At 68.4% G+C, this 16615-nt stretch carries 17 protein-coding genes; 7 read left to right on the forward strand and 10 right to left on the reverse strand.

Annotation, left to right across the window (positions count from 1 at the left end; translation table 11 throughout):
* Nucleotides 1-126: 126 nt before the first annotated feature.
* The 6 genes from V3W46_RS00005 to upp form a co-directional block, all read right to left on the reverse strand.
* The gene (locus V3W46_RS00005) at nt 127-861 is read right to left on the reverse strand and encodes a ferredoxin reductase (RefSeq protein WP_331781028.1); all 735 of its coding nucleotides are present in this window, start codon (nt 859-861) and stop codon (nt 127-129) included.
* 49 nt (nt 862-910) lie between these two features.
* Nucleotides 911-1507 (reverse strand): molybdopterin-dependent oxidoreductase, encoded by a 597-nt coding sequence (locus tag V3W46_RS00010; protein ID WP_331781029.1) that lies wholly within the window; start codon nt 1505-1507, stop codon nt 911-913.
* Between the two features lie 90 nt (nt 1508-1597).
* Nucleotides 1598-2959: a cryptochrome/photolyase family protein gene (locus V3W46_RS00015; RefSeq protein ID WP_331781030.1), complete on the reverse strand. Its 1362-nt coding sequence runs from the start codon at nt 2957-2959 to the stop codon at nt 1598-1600.
* Between the two features lie 3 nt (nt 2960-2962).
* Entirely contained in the window at nt 2963-3466 is a 504-nt protein-coding gene (locus tag V3W46_RS00020; protein ID WP_331781031.1) for a MarR family winged helix-turn-helix transcriptional regulator, read from the reverse strand.
* Nucleotides 3467-3847: 381 nt separating this feature from the next.
* Nucleotides 3848-4591, reverse strand: coding sequence for a winged helix-turn-helix domain-containing protein (locus tag V3W46_RS00025; protein ID WP_443069894.1), 744 nt, complete (start codon nt 4589-4591; stop codon nt 3848-3850).
* 444 nt (nt 4592-5035) lie between these two features.
* Nucleotides 5036-5668, reverse strand: coding sequence for a uracil phosphoribosyltransferase (gene upp / locus V3W46_RS00030; RefSeq protein ID WP_331781033.1), 633 nt, complete (start codon nt 5666-5668; stop codon nt 5036-5038).
* A gap of 79 nt (nt 5669-5747) precedes the next feature.
* Between upp and tadA the strand changes: the two genes are divergently transcribed.
* A complete protein-coding gene (gene tadA, locus V3W46_RS00035; RefSeq protein ID WP_331781034.1) occupies nt 5748-6230 on the forward strand; it encodes a tRNA adenosine(34) deaminase TadA in 483 nt (160 codons plus the stop codon).
* 59 nt (nt 6231-6289) lie between these two features.
* On the opposite strand, the gene V3W46_RS00040 is transcribed toward tadA, so the two are convergent.
* Complete coding sequence (locus V3W46_RS00040; protein ID WP_331781035.1) at nt 6290-7252, reverse strand: cation diffusion facilitator family transporter; 963 nt, start codon at nt 7250-7252, stop codon at nt 6290-6292.
* A gap of 274 nt (nt 7253-7526) precedes the next feature.
* Here V3W46_RS00040 and proC point away from each other — a divergent pair, with 274 nt between their 5' ends.
* Entirely contained in the window at nt 7527-8318 is a 792-nt protein-coding gene (proC, locus tag V3W46_RS00045) for a pyrroline-5-carboxylate reductase (RefSeq protein ID WP_443069895.1), read from the forward strand.
* Nucleotides 8319-8423: 105 nt separating this feature from the next.
* On the opposite strand, the gene V3W46_RS00050 is transcribed toward proC, so the two are convergent.
* Both V3W46_RS00050 and V3W46_RS00055 read right to left on the reverse strand, forming a co-directional pair.
* On the reverse strand, nt 8424-9116 hold the full coding sequence (locus tag V3W46_RS00050; RefSeq protein ID WP_331781037.1) for a potassium channel family protein: 693 nt from the start codon (nt 9114-9116) through the stop codon (nt 8424-8426).
* Nucleotides 9109-10620 carry a TrkH family potassium uptake protein gene (locus tag V3W46_RS00055; RefSeq protein ID WP_443069896.1) on the reverse strand — a complete coding sequence of 504 codons (1512 nt, stop codon included), beginning with the start codon at nt 10618-10620 and terminating at the stop codon, nt 9109-9111. The genes V3W46_RS00050 and V3W46_RS00055 overlap by 8 nt, the downstream gene beginning before the upstream one ends.
* 85 nt (nt 10621-10705) lie before the next feature.
* Here V3W46_RS00055 and V3W46_RS00060 point away from each other — a divergent pair, with 85 nt between their 5' ends.
* The 4 genes from V3W46_RS00060 (at nt 10706) to V3W46_RS00075 (ending at nt 15406) form a co-directional block, all read left to right on the forward strand.
* On the forward strand, nt 10706-11260 hold the full coding sequence (locus V3W46_RS00060) for an ArsR/SmtB family transcription factor (RefSeq protein WP_331781039.1): 555 nt from the start codon (nt 10706-10708) through the stop codon (nt 11258-11260).
* 162 nt (nt 11261-11422) lie between these two features.
* Nucleotides 11423-14884: a S8 family peptidase gene (locus tag V3W46_RS00065; RefSeq protein WP_331781040.1), complete on the forward strand. Its 3462-nt coding sequence runs from the start codon at nt 11423-11425 to the stop codon at nt 14882-14884.
* A gap of 150 nt (nt 14885-15034) precedes the next feature.
* The gene (locus V3W46_RS00070; protein WP_331781041.1) at nt 15035-15238 is read left to right on the forward strand and encodes a helix-turn-helix domain-containing protein; all 204 of its coding nucleotides are present in this window, start codon (nt 15035-15037) and stop codon (nt 15236-15238) included.
* A gap of 69 nt (nt 15239-15307) precedes the next feature.
* Complete coding sequence (locus V3W46_RS00075) at nt 15308-15406, forward strand: 30S ribosomal protein bS22 (protein WP_003792170.1); 99 nt, start codon at nt 15308-15310, stop codon at nt 15404-15406.
* 38 nt (nt 15407-15444) lie between these two features.
* On the opposite strand, the gene V3W46_RS00080 is transcribed toward V3W46_RS00075, so the two are convergent.
* Nucleotides 15445-16305 carry an HAD family hydrolase gene (locus tag V3W46_RS00080; protein ID WP_331781042.1) on the reverse strand — a complete coding sequence of 287 codons (861 nt, stop codon included), beginning with the start codon at nt 16303-16305 and terminating at the stop codon, nt 15445-15447.
* Nucleotides 16306-16343: 38 nt separating this feature from the next.
* Here V3W46_RS00080 and V3W46_RS00085 point away from each other — a divergent pair, with 38 nt between their 5' ends.
* Nucleotides 16344-16613, forward strand: a complete 270-nt coding sequence (locus tag V3W46_RS00085; RefSeq protein WP_331781043.1) for a glutaredoxin family protein — start codon at nt 16344-16346, stop codon at nt 16611-16613.
* The last annotated feature ends 2 nt before the right edge of the window (nt 16614-16615 follow it).

The raw sequence follows: 16615 nt of genomic DNA on the forward strand, positions 1-16615 counted from the left end.
TGCTCGGGCGATTTCGATACGGGCTGCGCCCTACTCAATCGGCGCTGCACGCCGACCTATTCAATCAGAGCCTCACGCCGGTTGAGTAGCGGGGCGAGGCCCCGCGTATCGAAACCCGCCCCCTCGTCAGGCCCCGCCGAAGCGTTCGGTTCGCACGCGCTCGGCCGGGTGGCCGAGGTCGACCATCCACATCGCGATGTTCTCGACGAAGCTGTTGGGCCCGCAGATGTAGGTCATAGGGTTCTGCTCGGGCGGCAGTGTCAGCTGCACCACCTCGTCACGCGTCAGCCTGCCGGCCGACCGCGGCCAGCCGTCGGGAGTCTGACGCGTGTAGGCGTAGTCGAGCATCACAGAGTCGTTCGAATTCTGCGCCAACTGCATCAGCTCGTGCATATAGAAGACGAACTCGGGCGCGCGCACCGAGTACAGCAGCCGCATGGGAGTCGGATGCCCGGCAGCGGCGTGCGTACGCAGCATCGACATCAACGGCACCACGCCCGATCCTCCGGCGATCAGCTGCACGGGGTCGGTCTGCTCTGGCCGCCACACGAAGTACCCGCCTACCGGGCCGCGCACCTCGAGCATGTCGCCCACCTCTACCCCGCGAACCAGGTACGGCGAGAGCTCGCCGTCGGCCAGTTCTTCGATGGAGACCTCGACCAGGGCATCCGGATCTGTCGACGCCCCCGATGCGATCGAATACTCTCGCGAGGCCTGGTACCCATCGGGCGCGGTCACGCGAATGTCGAGGTGCTGGCCCGAGAGCTGCCCCGGCCAGTCGTCGATCTTCAGGCGCAGTGAACGTGCGGTGGCGGTCTCGTCGTGGATCTCGGCGACCGTCGCCTTGTGCCATTCGACCACTAGGCGGCACCCGTCGGCGCGTTCGCGTTGCAGACGCCGCTGACCCCGCTCACGAGTACCGTTCTTCCTTCCACGGGTCGCCGATGTCGTTGTAGCCGTACATCTCCCAGAAGCCGAGCTCGTGGTGGTCCATCAGGGTGAGGCTGTTGAGCCACTTGGCGCTCTTCCACAGGTACAGGTGTGGGATGAGCAGCCGCGCAGGCCCGCCGTGCTCGGGTGCCAGTGGCTTGCCGTCGAACTCGAACGCAACCCACGCCTTGCCGCCGAGCAGGTCTGAGGTGCGAACGTTCGTGGTGTAGCCGCCGTAGCAGCCCGCCATCGCGTACGGCGTGGTGGTGGTGTCGACGCCGTCGAGCAGCACGTCGAGCGACACGCCGCGCCAGCCCATGCCGAACTGCGACCAGCGCGTGACGCAGTGCAGGTCGACCGTGAACTGCTCGATGGGCTGCGCCATCAGGGTCTCCCAGCTCCACGCCTTGAGGTCGCCGTTGCCGGCCCTGATCGAGAACGCCCAGTCTTCGAGCTTGATCTTCGGCGTCGGCCCCGCCGACAGCACCGGGAAGTTCGTGACCTCGTACTGCCCGGGCGGCAGCAGCGGATTCGCGTCGCGCCTGCGCCCGACGAAACCGGGAGAAAAGATGCCCATGAGTTGCCCTTTCCGTTGTCAGCTCAATCTACTGCGCTGCACTGCAGATGCGCCAGAAACAGTGGATGCTCGGCGGTGGCCCTGCGAGGGCTACGCCCCGCGGATGACGTCGTACGCCGCCAGCGCCCGCTTGCGCGACTCGCCGAGGTCGACCATGGGCTCGGGGTAGTCGAGAGTGCCGGCCTCGGGCACGAAACGGTTGACGTACTCGCCCTGGGGGTCGAACTTCTTCTGCTGCAACTCGGGGTTGAAGACGCGGAAGTAGGGTGCGGCATCCACCCCCGAACCCGCGACCCACTGCCAGTTCATGGCGTTGCTCGCCACGTCGGCGTCGACCAGTGTGTCCCAGAACCAGGCCTCGCCGATGCGCCAGTCGAGCAGCAGGTTCTTCACCAAGAACGAGGCGGTGACCATTCTGATGCGGTTGTGCATCACGCCGGTCTGCCAGAGCTCGCGCATGCCCGCGTCGACGATCGGGATGCCCGTGCGGCCCTGCTGCCAGCGCTCGAGCACCTCGTCTGTGGGTTTCTGCCACGGCATGCCGTTGAACGCCGGGCGCATGTTCTCGGTGGTGATCTGCGGAAAGTTGTAGAGCAGGTGGTAGGCGAACTCGCGCCAGCCGAGCTCGCGCAGAAAGTCGGCGGCGCCGCGCGCCCGATGGTCGATGCCGTGCCAGAGCTGGAACGGGCTGATCTCGCCCCAGCGCAGCCGCGGCGACATGCGCGAGGTGGCGTCGCGCGCGGGCTTGTCGCGGTCGGGCACGTAGTCGGCGAGAGCCTCGTGCGTGAACGAGCGGAACTGCGCGTGCGCGTGCTTCTCGCCGGGCTGCCAGGCGTCGCGCAGTCCGCCTGCCCAGTCGGGGTGCGTGGGCAGCAGGTGCCAGTCGGCGAGATGGTCGCCGGCGACGTGCGGGGCAGGGCCGAGCGCCGCCACCGTCTCGGCGGTGGGCGCCGACAGCGGCTTGCGCGGTTCGGCGGCGCCGAGGCAGGCCCGCCAGAACGGAGTGAAGACGCGGTACGGCTGGCCCTGCCCGGTCTGCAGGGTCCACGGTTCGAAGAGCACGTGCGACTGGAAGCTGCGGGCCTCGACGCCCTGCGCCTTCAGCTCGGCCTTCAGTCCGGCGTCGACGTGGCGTTCGGCGAGGCCGTAGCGGCGGTTCCAGTACACGGCGCCGGCCCGGGTCTGGGCCTGAAGCTCTGCGATCACATCGGCGGCGGGGCCGGTGCGCAGCGTGAGGCGGAGGCCCCGGGCATCCAGTTCGCCGGCCAAGGCCTCGAGGGTGTGGTGCAGCCACCAGTGCGCGGCGCCGCCCAGGGGCCGGATGCCGTCGCTCTGTTCGTCGAGAACGAAGACGCACACGATCGATTCGCCTCGTTCGACCGCGGCGTGCAGGGCCGGATGATCGGCCACGCGCAGATCGTCGCGAAACCAGACGAGCGTGGGGGAGCCCACCGGCTAGCTCTCGGGGTCGACGACGCAGTCGTCGGTGCCGCCGCTGACCCCGATGCGCAGCTTGTCGCAGAGGGCCTGCAGCTGGGCCAGCTCGTCGGGGTCGAGGGCTGCACTCATCTGCGCTGTGATGGTTCGGCCGTGGATGCGCGCGGCGTCGCGGTAGATCTCGAAGCCCTGCGCGGTGAGTTCGACGATGGTTCCGCGGCCGTCGTTGGGGTCGACCGACTTCGCCAGCAGACCTTTCACCGTCAGCCTGTCGACGAGGCGCGAAACGCTCGGCTGGGTGAGCAGGGTGCGGGTGTTGAGGTCACGGATGCGCATGCGGCGGTTCGGCTGGATCGAGAGCGTGTACAGCACGTCGTACTCGGTCAGGGAGATGACGTGCGAAGGAAAGTCTTCGGCGAGCTTGCGCATGACGGTGACCTGAGCGCGGAACAGCGCCTCCCACGACGAGACGGCAGAAACCCGTTCGACGGTCGCCTCGGCGACCCGCTCACTCTCAGCCATCACACGACCTCAGCCATCACTGCACCTCACCCTTACAGATTAGGCCGCCTGCACCACCGTGCACCCGTCGGGCCGGCGGGCTTGACTTCTGAGAGGGTGGTTAACAGACAAGAGCCGGTCGTAGAGGCTAACGACCGGCTCTTTCCCTTGCACCAAGAGTGTCCTGCAATCACATTCCGCGCTTCGCTGCCACAGCAAACAACTAACGCTCTTGAACTATATAACGGTTGCGTAACGGCAATCAAGTTATGCAATCGTTATTTTCCTAAGTGTTTCCCCAGAGTTGGCTTTCGGGCAGACGCATCTGTCTGTGCCGAAGCCGGGCCCCGCGGTGCCGACGGATCGCGGAGAGTCGAAGCGAGACGATCAGAACCGAGACGGTCAGAACAGGTCGGGGGAGGGGGTGCTCGTCTGGCGCACGGAGACGTCGGCGTGGCGGTCGAAGCGGTAGCCGACACCGCGCACAGTGCGCACGATGTCTTCGTAGCTGCCGAGCTTCGAGCGCAGGCGGCGAACGTGCACGTCGATGGTGCGCTCGTTCGGGATGTCTTCGTCGCTCGCGCTCCAGAGGGCGGTGATCAGCTCGGCGCGCTCGATGGTGCGTCCTTCACGCAGCACGAGGTACTGCAGCAACTCGAACTCCTTGTAGGTGAGGTTGGCCGAGTCGTTGTCGAGCAGCACGCGCTTGCGCGACAGGTCGATGACAACGCCGTCGTGGGCGCGGTCGGCGGGGTCGGGGGTCTGGCGGTGCTTGGCGAGGGCGGCGGGGTCTTGCAGGGCGAGGCGCACGACGTCGACGTCACGCCCGCCAGAGCCGCGGGGGGCCAGGGCGACGGCGGCGTAGGTCTCTGAACTGGGCGCGAGCTGGGCGACGAGGGCCTTGATCTGCGACACGATCGAGCCGAGCTCGGTGCCGTCGTTCTCAGCCTTCTCCTCGTCGATGCCGACGTAGAGCACGAAACCGCGGGCTTCGGTGCCGGCCGGCACCGCGCGGATGTGCGAGGGGGCCGAGCTCGCCGCAGCCTCTGGATCGTGCTTAGCGGCCGGATGCGCGGCGGCCTGTACGGCGCCAGAGCCGGTGCGTGACGTGTAGGAGGTGGCGAGCGGGGTGCTGATCTGGGCGATAGACACGAAAGGAATCCTTTGGATGATGATGCGCACAGCCGTCAGAGCTGACGAAAGAGATCTGTGCAGAGTTGTCGAAGCGGCTGGTCGCTCAGAACGACGTCGGCCGAGGGTCGGTAGACCGGGATGCGGGTCTGCCGGGAGTTCGCCGAACACGCGTCAACGACGCGGTGCGGTCAGAACTCGAGCGAGGGATGTCTCGGTGGAGACGCTTCTCGTCAGCGACACATTCGACAGGGCATGACAACGGCGCCGGGCATCATCATGCCGGCGTTCCCACAGGCCGAAGCGGCAGCAATGGAAGGCGTGTTGTCATGCATAGTTAGCAGTAAAGCAAAGAACTGCCGCCTGCGTCAATTATTTTGCGCAGTTTCGGGGCGACACGCCGCTAGTGGGCGCGACCGACGGATACCCGGGGCGTGACCCGCCTCCGGCCGAGTGGCTCTACGCCAGACCGTAGAGCCGGTCGCCCGCGTCGCCCAGGCCGGGAACGATGTAGCCGTGCTCGTTGAGCCGTTCATCCACGGCCCCCAGCACCAGCGTCACATCGCGGCCCGCCGTGCGCTCTTCGAGCGCCGCCACGCCCTCGGGCGCCGCGAGCAGGCAGATGGCTGTCACGTCGATCGCGCCCCGGTCGAACAGGAACTCGATGGCTGCGCCCAGCGACCCACCGGTGGCGAGCATCGGGTCGAGCACGAAGCACTGGCGGTCGGAGAGATCGTCGGGCAGCCGCTCGGCGTAGGTCGACGGCTCGAGGGTCTCTTCGTTGCGCACCATGCCGAGAAAGCCGACCTCAGCCGTCGGAACCAGCTTGACCATGCCCTCGAGCATGCCGAGCCCGGCCCGCAGGATCGGCACCACGAGCGGCCGCGGCTCGCTCAGGGCGACGCCGGTGGTCGTCGACACGGGCGTCTCGATGGTGACCTCGTTCACCCGCACGCCTCGCGTGGCCTCATATGCGAGCAGGGTCACGAGCTCTTCGGTGAGCGCCCGGAAGGTCGCCGACGGGGTCGTCTTGTCACGCAGCACGGTCAGCTTGTGCGTGATGAGCGGGTGGTCGGCAACGTGTACTCGCATAAGGTAAACCTACCGTCAGCTCGGTGCACCGGCCGAGCATCCGTCGGGCTTGTCATGACGAAGCGAGAGGTGCTGACCTGTGGCCGACACCGTGTTTCCCGCCTCGGCGCAGCACGACGAATGGATGCTCGCCGCCCTCGACCAGGCCCGTGAAGCCCTCGGGTCGGGCGACGTGCCCGTCGGCGCCGTGCTGGTCTCGGCGTCGGGCGACGTGCTCGCGGTCGGCCGCAACGAACGGGAGCTGCACACCGACCCCACCGCGCACGCCGAGGTCGTGGCGCTGCGCCGGGCCGCGCTCGCGGTCGGCGACTGGCAGTTGCCCGGAACGACCCTGGTCGTGACACTCGAGCCGTGCGTGATGTGCGCGGGGGCGATTCTCGCGGCGCGCGTCGACCGCGTGGTGTTCGGCGCGTGGGACGACAAGGCGGGGGCGGCCGGCTCGGTCTATGACGTGCTGCGCGACCGGCGCCTCAACCACCGCGTCGAGGTGTTCGCGGGGGTGCGCGCCGACGAGTGCGGCTCGTTGCTCACTGACTTCTTCCGCGCCCGCCCCGGCTCCTGACCGGCGCCGCGCTCACCAGCACCGGCCTGACCTGTGCGCCCGCCCTGGCCAGCGCCGGCTCAGTCTGAGGCCTTGATGACGATCGACTCGGTGGGCAGGGCGGGCTCGGCCGGGGCCACGTAGACGTCGGGCTCGATGTAGATGACGCGGGCGATCGGCACCGCCTCGCGGATGCGCGCCTCGACGGCGTTGATCGTGTTGGCCACATCGTCGAGCCGGGCCGTCGCGGGCAGCGCGATCTTCGCAGCGACCATGAGCTCGTCGGGGCCCAGGTAGAGCGTCTTCATGTGGATGACCCGCTCGACGTCGTGCCCCGCGTCGATGGCGGTGTGGATCGCCGCGACATCGACCGCGCTGGCGCCCTCGCCGACCAGCAGGCTCTTCGTCTCGATGCCGAGCACCACGGCTACGGCCACCAGCAGGGTGCCGATGGCGATGGTTCCGATGCCGTCCCACACACCATTGCCGGTGATCACCGCCAGCACGATGCCGATGAACGCGAACGCGAGCCCGGTGAGCGCGGCGACGTCTTCGAGCAGCACGACGGGCAGTTCGGGCGCCTTCGCCCGGCGCACGAACTGCACCCAGCTCTGGTTGCCGCGGGTGTGGTTGCTCTCCTTCATGGCGGTGCGCAGCGAGAACCCTTCGAGCACCATCGCGGCCAGGAGCACCGCGATCGGCACCCACGGCACGTCGATGGGGTGCGGATGCGCGATCTTCTCGACGCCCTCGTACAGCGAGAACACCCCACCGACCGAGAACAGGATGATCGACACCACGAACGCGTACACGTAACGCTCGCGCCCGTACCCGAACGGATGCTCGGTGTCGGCCTCCCGGCGCGACTTGCGGCCGCCGAGCAGCAGCAGCACCTGGTTGCCCGAGTCGGCAAGCGAGTGCACGCTCTCGGCCAGCATCGACGACGACCCGGAGAGGAGGAAGGCGATGAACTTGATGACGGCGATGCCGACGTTCGCCCCCAGGGCCGCCAGAATTGCTCTGCTGCCGCCTGATGCGCTCACGTGTGATGCCTTCTCTCGTCGGTGTGATTCAGCTCAATCCTAGGATGGTGGCATGAGCGAGACCGAGACCCAGCCCGACGCCGCCCGCGACGAGACCGGCATGAGCGGCGACACCGCAGGCGGCGACGACACCGTAGGCGGCGACGAGACCGTCGGCGGCGATGAGACCGCCGGCAGCGACCCGGCAGCCGGCGGCGACGAGACCTCCGGCGGCGACGAGACCGCCGGCTCCTCCGTCACCCTCCCGTCGATCAGCATCCTCGGCATCGGCTCGATGGGCCGCGCCATCCTCAGTGGGCTGCTGGCGCCGGGCGTCGACGTCGACGGGCCGATCCGTGTGACGAACCGCACCCATGAGAGCGCGGCGCGACTGCCCGACGATGACAGGGTCGTCTCGCTGGTGACCGGCGACGACCCGCGTGCGAACCTCGCGGCCGTGGAGGGTGCGCAGATCATCCTGATCGCCGTGAAGCCGGCCATGGTGCCCGACCTGCTCGACGAGATCGCACCCGCCCTGCGGCCCGACGCGGTGATCGTCAGCGTCGCGGCCGGGGTGAGCGTGGCCACGTTCGAGAAACACCTGCCCGAGAGCGTGGCGGTCATCCGTTCGATGCCCAACACTCCGGCGACGGTGGGCCGCGCCGTGACGGGGCTGAGCGCGGGCACGCGCTCGAGCGCCGCACAGCTCGACACGGTGAGTCGGCTGTTCTCGACGGTGGGCGAGGTTCTGGTGGTCGATGAGTCACAGCTCGATGCTCTCAGCACGATCTCGGGCTCGGGGCCCGCCTACGTGTATCTGTTGATGGAGAAGCTCACCGCGGCGGCTGTGGAGAAAGGCTTCACACCCGAGCAGGCGGCGCTGCTGGTGAACGGCACGTTCGCCGGGTCGACCGAGCTGCTGCGGCAGTCGGGTGCGACGCCCGAAGAGCTGCGCATCCAGGTCACGAGCCCGAAGGGCACCACCGAGCGCGCCGTAGCGGTGCTTCAGGATGCCCGGCTCGACGACCTCTTCGCCCGAGCCACCGACGCCGCCCTCGCCCGCGCCCGCGAGCTCGCCGCCGGCTGATCCCCTAGTGCGCCAGCCGCCGCCGGCCCGCAGGTGCGCGATCGCCTTCTGACCTGCTAGTGCGAGATCGCCGCCGGCTCCAGAGCGACAGCCGCCGCCGGCCCGCTAGTGCGCCAGCCGCGCGAACGAGTCGATGTCGGCCGCCGTTCCCGCCACCACGATGAAGTCGTCTGGCCCCACCACCGTGTCGGAGTCGGCGTACACGAACACCTGGTCGGGCGCCCGCACCCCCACGATCGTGATGCCGAACCGGCGCCGCAGCCCCAGCCCCGACAGCGGGCCGCCCTGCGCCACCAGCGGCGGCCGCAGCTTTGCCACCGACAGCTCGTCGTCGAACTCGATGAAGTCGAGCACCTGGCCCGACACGAGGTGCGCGAGCCGGTCACCCGCCTCGGCCTCGGCATAGATCACATGGTTGGCGCCGATGCGCTCGAGAATCGTGCCGTGCGAGCTCGACATGGCCTTCGCCCAGATCTGCGGAATGCCGAGGTCGACGAGGTTCGCCGTGATCAGCACGCTGCCCTCGACGCTGCCCCCCACGGCGACGATGGCCACCGAGAAGTCTCGCCCGCCGATCTGCGTGAGAGCATCGAGGTCACGGGCATCCGCCTGAACCGCGTGGGTGACCTTGTCGGCCCACTTCTGCACCAGCAGCGGGTCGCTGTCGATGACCAGAACCTCCCGGCCCAGCTGTTCGAGCTTCGACGCGGCGGCCGACCCGAACCGGCCGAGGCCGATGACGAGAACGGGCGCCTCTGCCGAGTTGCGGCGCGCGGGTGGTGACGACTGCCTAGCCAACGATCGGCCTCTCTTCGGGGTTCGAATACAACTGTCGGCGCTGGCGCGAGGCCAGGGCGGCGGCGAACGTCACTGTACCAATGCGCCCCATGAACATGACTCCGGCCATCACGTAGATGCCCGGGTCGGGCAGGCTGGCCGTCAGCCCGGTCGAGAGCCCCGACGTGCCGAACGCCGAGATGACGTCGAACAGCACGTCGTCGAGCGACGCCCGGGTGAGCTGCAGGATGACGATGGTCGCCACCGCGACCACCGTGGCGCCCCACAGCACGATGCTGACCGCGAGCCGCAGAATGTCGACCGGGATGCGCCGCCGGAACGCCTCGATCGGATCGTTGCCGCGCGCCTCTGCCACCGCGGCGAGAAACAGCACCGCGATGGTGGTCACCTTGATACCGCCGGCCGTCGACGCCGAGCCCCCGCCGATGAACATCAGCATGTCGGTGATGAGCAGGCTCGACCCGTTGAGCTGGTCGATGTCGATGGTGGCGAATCCGCCCGAGCGGGTCATCGTCGACAGGAACAGCGACTGGAAGAGCTTGTCGCCGAGCCCCAGCGGCCCGAACGTTCCCGGGTTCGCGAACTCGAGCCCGAAGTACGCCAGCGCGCCCCCGCCCAGCAGGATGAGCGAGGTCACGACCGTGAGCTTCACGTGCAGCGACCACCGTCGAGGGCCGCCCGGCAACCGCCCGGCTGTGGCGCGTCGACCCCGGATGGCCTGCGAGAAGGCGTAGATCACCGGAAAACCGATGCTGCCCAGAAACACGCCGAGCATCAGGATGCTCAGAAAGTAGTAGTCCGTCGCGAACGGGGTGAGCCCCGCGGCGTTGGGGCTGAACCCCGTGTTGGTGAACGCCATCGCTGAGTAGTAGAAGCTCTGCAGCGCGGCATCGCCCGGGTGCAGGCCCGCCACGAGCAGCCGGGGGAAGATCAGTGCGGCGAGCGCGACCTCGATCACGAACGCGCTCACCGCGACCGTCGCCAGTAGACCGCCGACGTCGCCGAGCCGCAGCGCCGACGCCCCGCCCGAGATGTTGCGTGAGGGGTCGGCCTCACCCGCGGCGAGCAGGCGCGAGCGCAGGCCGAGTCGGCGCGAGATGACCAGGCCGAGCAACGAGGCGACGGTCAGCACCCCGAGCGCGCCGATCTGCACGCCGATGAAGATGACGACCTCGCCGAACACCGACCAGTGGGTGGCCATGTCGACCGTCGAGAGCCCGGTGACGCAGATCACCGAGACGGCGGTGAACAGGGCGTCGGCCAGGCTCGTCGGCGTCTGCGTCGAGCTCGACACCGGCAGGGTGAAGACGAAGGTGAAGATCGCGATCAGCGCGAGAAAGATCAGAATGGCGAACCGGGCGGGCGAGCGGCCCGAGAACTCGTCGACCGCGTCACGCAGGCGTTCGCCGAACGACCGGTTCACGTTCGCATACCGGGGTGCCCGAATGGTGCGGGTGCCGTGCGTGCGCTCGGTACGCCTGCGCACGCGTGGTGTGTTCGGCATCGACTCCCCGACCTGGTCTTCGCGCATCAGCTTGACACCTGCGCGCAGATGGGCACAACTCACTGCGAACACCTATCCTGTAGCCATGGCCGACATTTTCTCTGTGATAGCTGACCCCACGAGACGCCACGTGCTTTCGCTGCTGTTACAGCGTTATGTCGCCGCAGACACCGGCCCCGCGCAGGGCGACTCGGCTCCGGATGCCGCACCTCCCGCCGCACCGATGGGCGAGGTGAGCGTGTCTGAGCTCGTCACGCTGCTCGAGCTGAGCCAGCCCACCGTCTCGAAGCACCTCAAGGTGCTGCGCGACGCCGGCCTGGTGAGCGTTCGGGAGGTCGGCCAGCATCGGTACTATGCCCTCGAGTCGGCTCCGCTCGAAGAGGTCGAAGACTGGCTCATCCCGTTTCTGAGCGCCGACTTCGACGAGACGCTCGACGACGACGGCATCGACTTCGAAGACGAGCTCGACGAGCTGGTGAATGAGGCTCAGGGCGCTTCGCCGGCCGAGCCCACGAGATCTCAGGCCGCGAGGGTGGGCGAGCGCGCAGGGCAGACGGCGGCGCTCGCCGCCGAGCGAGCCCGCTCGATCTTCGGTGGGGCGGCGCGCAAATTTCCCACCGTCGCACGCGGCAGTGATTGACGAAAACTGTCAGATCACACAACATTCTTGCCTCTTTCCCAGCATTTACACATTCGAAACATGAAACCCCCGTTCGGGGTACGTCTCGTCGTTTAGGGTGATCGAACTGTCCGGCGCCAGGTGCCGGTGTTCTGTTCATTCAACTCCTGTGAGGTTCGATTCGTGAGTTCTCCACGCCGGCACAATGGCGCGCCTTCCCTCTCTCCCTCTGATCGGCGCCCCACCGCGAAGGGCCGCCTCCGGCTCCGCGTCGCCGCCGTGGTCGCAGCGACGACGCTCGCCGTTTCGGGCCCTGCGGTCGGCGCGTGGGCCTCGCCCGTCGCCCCGGCGCAGCTGGGCAGTGCCGCGAGCGCCCCGGGTGGCATCGCCCTGAACCCGCTGCCGGGCGGCATCTCGAAGCCCGTCAGCGACTTCACGGCCGGGCGCTACAACGTCACGCTGACCGACCCCGCCGCAGCCACCTACTCGGGCGGTGTCTCGGGCTACGACGCCACGAAGCCGCCGAGCGGTTCGCAGATGAATGCCCGGGCACTTCCCGTTCAGAACTACAGCGACTACCTCGCCGGCAAGCAGAACGAGGTCGCGGCCACGGTCGGCGCCACGGTCGACTACTCCTACACCCTGGCCTCGAACGGCTTCTCGGCCGAGCTCTCACCCGAGCAGGCGTCGTCGCTGACGTCGAACCCGTCCGTCGCCCGGGTCACCCGCGACGAGATCAAGCACATCACCGCCGCAGAGCCTTCGACGAGCTTCCTCGGTCTCGACGGATCCACCGGAGTCTGGGCACAGAACGGCGGCGTCGACGAAGCCGGTGCCGGCATCGTGGTCGGTGACATCGACACCGGCGTCGCACCGGAGAACCCGTCGTTCGCCGGTGATCCGCTCGGCACGACGCCCGGCGCAGAGCCGTACATCGACTCCAACCCGCCCGCAGGCAAAGGCCCGATCACGTACACGAAGGCCGACGGCCAGACGTTCAACGGCGAGTGTGTCACCGGCGAGCAGTTCACCGCCGCCGACTGCAGCACCAAGATCATCGGCGCCCGCTACTTCCTCGCCGGGTTCGGCCAGAAGAACATCGGCACGGCCGCCACGGGCGAGTACGTCTCGCCGCGTGACGGCGACGGCCACGGCTCGCACACCGCCAGCACGGCCGTTGGTGACAACGCCGTGACCGCCACCGTCGCCGGCTCCGACTTCGGTCAGATCAGCGGCATGGCCCCCGCGGCCAAGCTCGCCGTCTACAAGGTCTGCTGGTCGGGCCCCAAACCCAACCTGACCACCGACGACGGATGCTCGACGGCAGACATTCTGAAGGCCATTGACCAGGCGGTCGCCGACGGCGTCGACGTGCTGAACTTCTCGATCGGCGGCAGCAACGCGCAGACGACCCTCTCTGAGACCGACTACGCGTTCTACGGCGCCGCGTCGGCCGGTATCTTCGTCGCCGCGTCGGCCGGCAACTCCGGCCCGGATGCCTCCACCCTCGACAACGCCTCACCGTGGTACACCACCGTCGCCGCATCGACCATTCCGAGCTACGAGGCCACGGCCACGCTCGGCACCGGCGAGAAGTTCGCGGGCGGATCGATCACGGTCGAGACCGGCGGCTCCGGCCCGCTCACCGGTGACCTGGTGCGTGCCGACCTCGTGAAAGACGCGAAGGCCGACGCCGCAGACGCTCTGCTCTGCGCCCCCGGCTCGCTCGACCCGGCACTGGTCGCCGGCAAGATCGTGTTCTGCCAGCGCGGCGTGTACGACCGCACGGCGAAGTCGGCCGAGGTCGGCCGCGCGGGTGGCATCGGCATGCTGCTGGTGAACAAGACGCCCAGCTCGATCGACCTCGACGAGCACTCCGTGCCGACCGTGCACCTCGACGCCGACGCGTGGGACACCACCTACGCCTACGCGGCCGAGAGCGGCGCGACCGTCACGTTCACCTCCGGCAATCAGGCCGGCCCGTCGCCCGCGACGCCCCAGCTCGCCGGGTTCTCGTCACGCGGACCGGTGCTCGCCGACGGCAGCGACATTCTGAAGCCCGACATCTCGGCTCCGGGCGTGGCCATCCTGGCCGCGGCGGCGAACCCCGAGGGCGGCGCGCCGACGTGGGAGTTCCTCTCGGGAACGTCGATGGCGGCCCCCCACATCGCCGGTCTCGCGGCACTGTACCTGGGCGTGCATCCACTCGCCACACCCGCAGAGATCAAGTCGGCGATGATGACCACCGCCGGCGACGTGGTCGACACCTCGGGCGATCCGCTCGACGACCCGTTCGGTGAGGGTGCCGGCAACGTCGACCCGCGCAAGTACCTGAACCCCGGTCTTGTCTATCTGAACGGCCCCGCCGACTGGGACAGCTACATCGAGGGCATCGGGTACGACTTCGGCGCCGAACCGATCGACGCGAGCGACCTGAACCTGGCCTCTGTCGCCATCGGTTCGCTCACCGGCAGCCAGACGGTGACCCGCACGGTCACCGCGACCGAGGCCGGTACCTTCACCGTCGCCTCGGCCGACGTACCGGGCATCGACACTGTCGTGTCGCCGTCGACCCTCACGTTCGGGGCGGCCGGCGAGTCGGCCACCTACTCGATCACGTTCACGCGAACGGATGCTCCGCTGAACGAGTTCACGACCGGGTACCTGACCTGGGCCAACGGTGACACCACCGTTCGCAGCCCGATCGCGATTCAGCCGGTGCCGATCGCGGCCCCACTCGAGGTCGATGGAACCGGCACCACGGGCTCGGTCGACGTGACCGTCACGCCGGGCTCCGACGGTGACGTTCCGCTGGTGGCCGAGGGTCTGGCGAAGGGCACGCAGCTCATCGCCGACAACCAGGACCCGAAGATTCCGCTCGACGGGCACTCCGCCGTCGCTCCCGCCAAAGCGACGGCCACCTTCCCGGTCACCGTGCCCGAGGGTGTGTCGGCCGCGAGGTTCGACCTGACGTCGATCACCTCCGCCGCCGATGGAGCCGACCTCGACCTGGTGGTCGACCTGCTCGACGCCAAGGGCAAGCCGGTGGAGGAGTGGTCGTCGGCGACGGGTGCCGCCAACGAACAGGTGAACATCATCGAGCCCGAGGCGGGCGACTACCTCATCAGCGCGAACGTGTTCGCCATTCCCGACACCCAGGCGACCGCCGCGATGGACCTGTACTCGTTCTTCGTGACGCCAGACGCCGGGGACGGGTCGTTCACGACACCGCCGACCGTCGCCGGAGTGCAGGGCCAGCCGGCCACCTACACCGCCTCCTGGAGCGGGCTCGACTACTCGTCGCAGTACCTCGGGCTGGTGTCGTACGGCGACTCGGGCGTCTCGACCTTCGTCGGGGTGAAGACCGAGGCCGCGCCGGTGACACCGCCGCCGACCGACACCGCGACGCCGACACCGCCGGCGCCCACCGACCCCGTATCGTCGGGCACGCCCACGGGCGGCGCGGCGGCCGGTTCCGGCTCCAACGGGTCGAACCTGGCGGCGACCGGTCTGTCGATCGCCCCGCTCGGGCTGGCTGCGATTCTGCTGCTGGGCGGCGTGGCCGCGCTGATCACGCACCGTCGCCGACTGGCGAGCCGGGCATCCGACGGGCCCTCTGACGGCCCGAACGTCTCGGGCGAGTAGCACCCGCCGACCGCGTTGCCGGGGCCGGGTCATCCTGCGAGGGATGCCTCGGCCCCGGCTCTCGGCCGCATGCTTTACAGTGGAGCACACCAGACCCTAGAGTTACCAGTTGTCACACAGGTAACACATAGCTCGAGATGAGGATGCGCGATGTCGAACGATCTCGCCGACGTGCGTTTTCTCACCGTGGCCGAGGTTGCCGACATGATGCGCGTATCGAAGATGACGGTGTACCGCATGGTGCACTCCGGCGAGCTGCCGGCCATCAGGTTCGGTCGCTCGTTCCGCGTGCCGGAGACGGCGGTGGTGACGGCGATCGAGACTCCGGCAAGCCGACAGGCCGACGTGCGCTAGACTGCTGCGAGGCAATTTTTCCTTCTCGGTTGTGAATACGCAGCCCAACCCAAATCTTGTGAGGTATCAATGGGTTCCGTAATTAAGAAGCGTCGTAAGCGCATGGCGAAGAAGAAGCACCGCAAGCTGCTTCGCAAGACTCGTCACCAGCGTCGCAACAAGAAGTAGAACCGCTCGTCGGTTCGCTACTCGGGCGTCAGGTCTTCTCAGGCCTGGCGCTTTTTGCGTGCAGCCCTGCCGGCGGCACGAGCTGCGGTGCGGTCACGGCGCAGTGCCATCACCGGCCAGCGTCGGCGGTCGGCCTCGACGCGCAGTGCGGCATCCGGATTCACGGCCACCGGATGCCCGACCGCACCCAGCAGCGGCAGATCATTACCCGAGTCTGAGTACGCCCAGCAGTCATCGAGCCGGGCGCCCCGCTCGCGAGCGATCCCGCCGGCCACCCGTGCCTTCACCTCGGCGTGTACCATCGGGCCGTCGAGCCGCCCGGTGAAGACGCCGTCGCGGGTCTCGAAGCGGGTGGCGCGGGCGCCGGTGAAGCCGAGCTGGCCGGCGATCGTCTCGGCCACGATCTCGGCCGTCGCCGAGAGCAGCCACACCTCGTGGCCCCGCCGCAGGTGGTCTTCGGCGGCCTCGACGACCTCGGGCCACAGCCGTGCGGTGATCTGGCGGCGGTAGACCTCCTCGCCCAGCTCGCGCAACTCCTGCTCGGTGTGCCCGGCGATCAGCTGCAGAGCCCGGTTCCGGGCGGTGGCCGTGTGTTTCATGTTCTCGCCGACGCTGATGAAACGGGCCTGTTGCCAGACGAACGAGGCGACGTCTCTGAAGCGCAGCAGCTTCAGCCGCCAGGCGCCGAGCCCCACGAGGTACACGGTGGCGCCGCGAACCAGGGTGTTGTCGATGTCGAAGAACGCGATGACGGTGTCGGGGTTCGGTGCCGGTGCCGGTGCCGGTGCCGGACCAGGGGTCGGTGTCGGGTCGGTACCTGGTGTCGTGTCGGGGCCCGGTGTCGTGTCGGTACCCGGTGTCGGATCGGTGCCCGGCGTCGGTTCGGCGCTCGCGACCATGCCGAAATGCTACCCCGGCCGCGGGTTAGGCTTGTGACGTGGCCACCGCAGAACTCACGCTCATCGGCAAGCCCGGCTGTCACCTCTGCGACGACGCCCGTGCGGTCATCTCCGATGTCATCGCCGACCTCGACGGCCGCCCCGGCGCACCCCGGGTGGTCGTGAGCGAGGTGTCGATCTTCGACGACCAGGCCCTCTACGACGAACACGTCGAAGACATCCCCGTCGTGCTCATCGACGGGCGGGTGCACACCTTCTGGCGCGTCGACCCGGCGCGTCTCACGGCAGCCCTGCTGGGCATCCACTGATC

The organism is Subtercola sp. YIM 133946 (assembly GCF_036553535.1).
In the GTDB taxonomy this organism is placed as follows: Bacteria; Actinomycetota; Actinomycetes; order Actinomycetales; family Microbacteriaceae; genus Subtercola.

Bases quoted from the DNA above. Each gene is read 5' to 3' on its own strand.
- V3W46_RS00070 (WP_331781041.1), top strand. From the start codon at position 15,035: ATGTCGAACGATCTCGCCGACGTGCGTTTTCTCACCGTGGCCGAGGTT.
- V3W46_RS00055 (WP_443069896.1), bottom strand. From the start codon at position 10,620: ATGCCGAACACACCACGCGTGCGCAGGCGTACCGAGCGCACGCACGGC.
- V3W46_RS00020 (WP_331781031.1), bottom strand. From the start codon at position 3,466: ATGGCTGAGAGTGAGCGGGTCGCCGAGGCGACCGTCGAACGGGTTTCT.
- proC (WP_443069895.1), top strand. From the start codon at position 7,527: ATGGGCCGCGCCATCCTCAGTGGGCTGCTGGCGCCGGGCGTCGACGTC.
- V3W46_RS00060 (WP_331781039.1), top strand. From the start codon at position 10,706: ATGGCCGACATTTTCTCTGTGATAGCTGACCCCACGAGACGCCACGTG.
- V3W46_RS00075 (WP_003792170.1), top strand. From the start codon at position 15,308: ATGGGTTCCGTAATTAAGAAGCGTCGTAAGCGCATGGCGAAGAAGAAG.
- upp (WP_331781033.1), bottom strand. From the start codon at position 5,668: ATGCGAGTACACGTTGCCGACCACCCGCTCATCACGCACAAGCTGACC.
- V3W46_RS00010 (WP_331781029.1), bottom strand. From the start codon at position 1,507: ATGGGCATCTTTTCTCCCGGTTTCGTCGGGCGCAGGCGCGACGCGAAT.
- V3W46_RS00080 (WP_331781042.1), bottom strand. From the start codon at position 16,305: ATGGTCGCGAGCGCCGAACCGACGCCGGGCACCGATCCGACACCGGGT.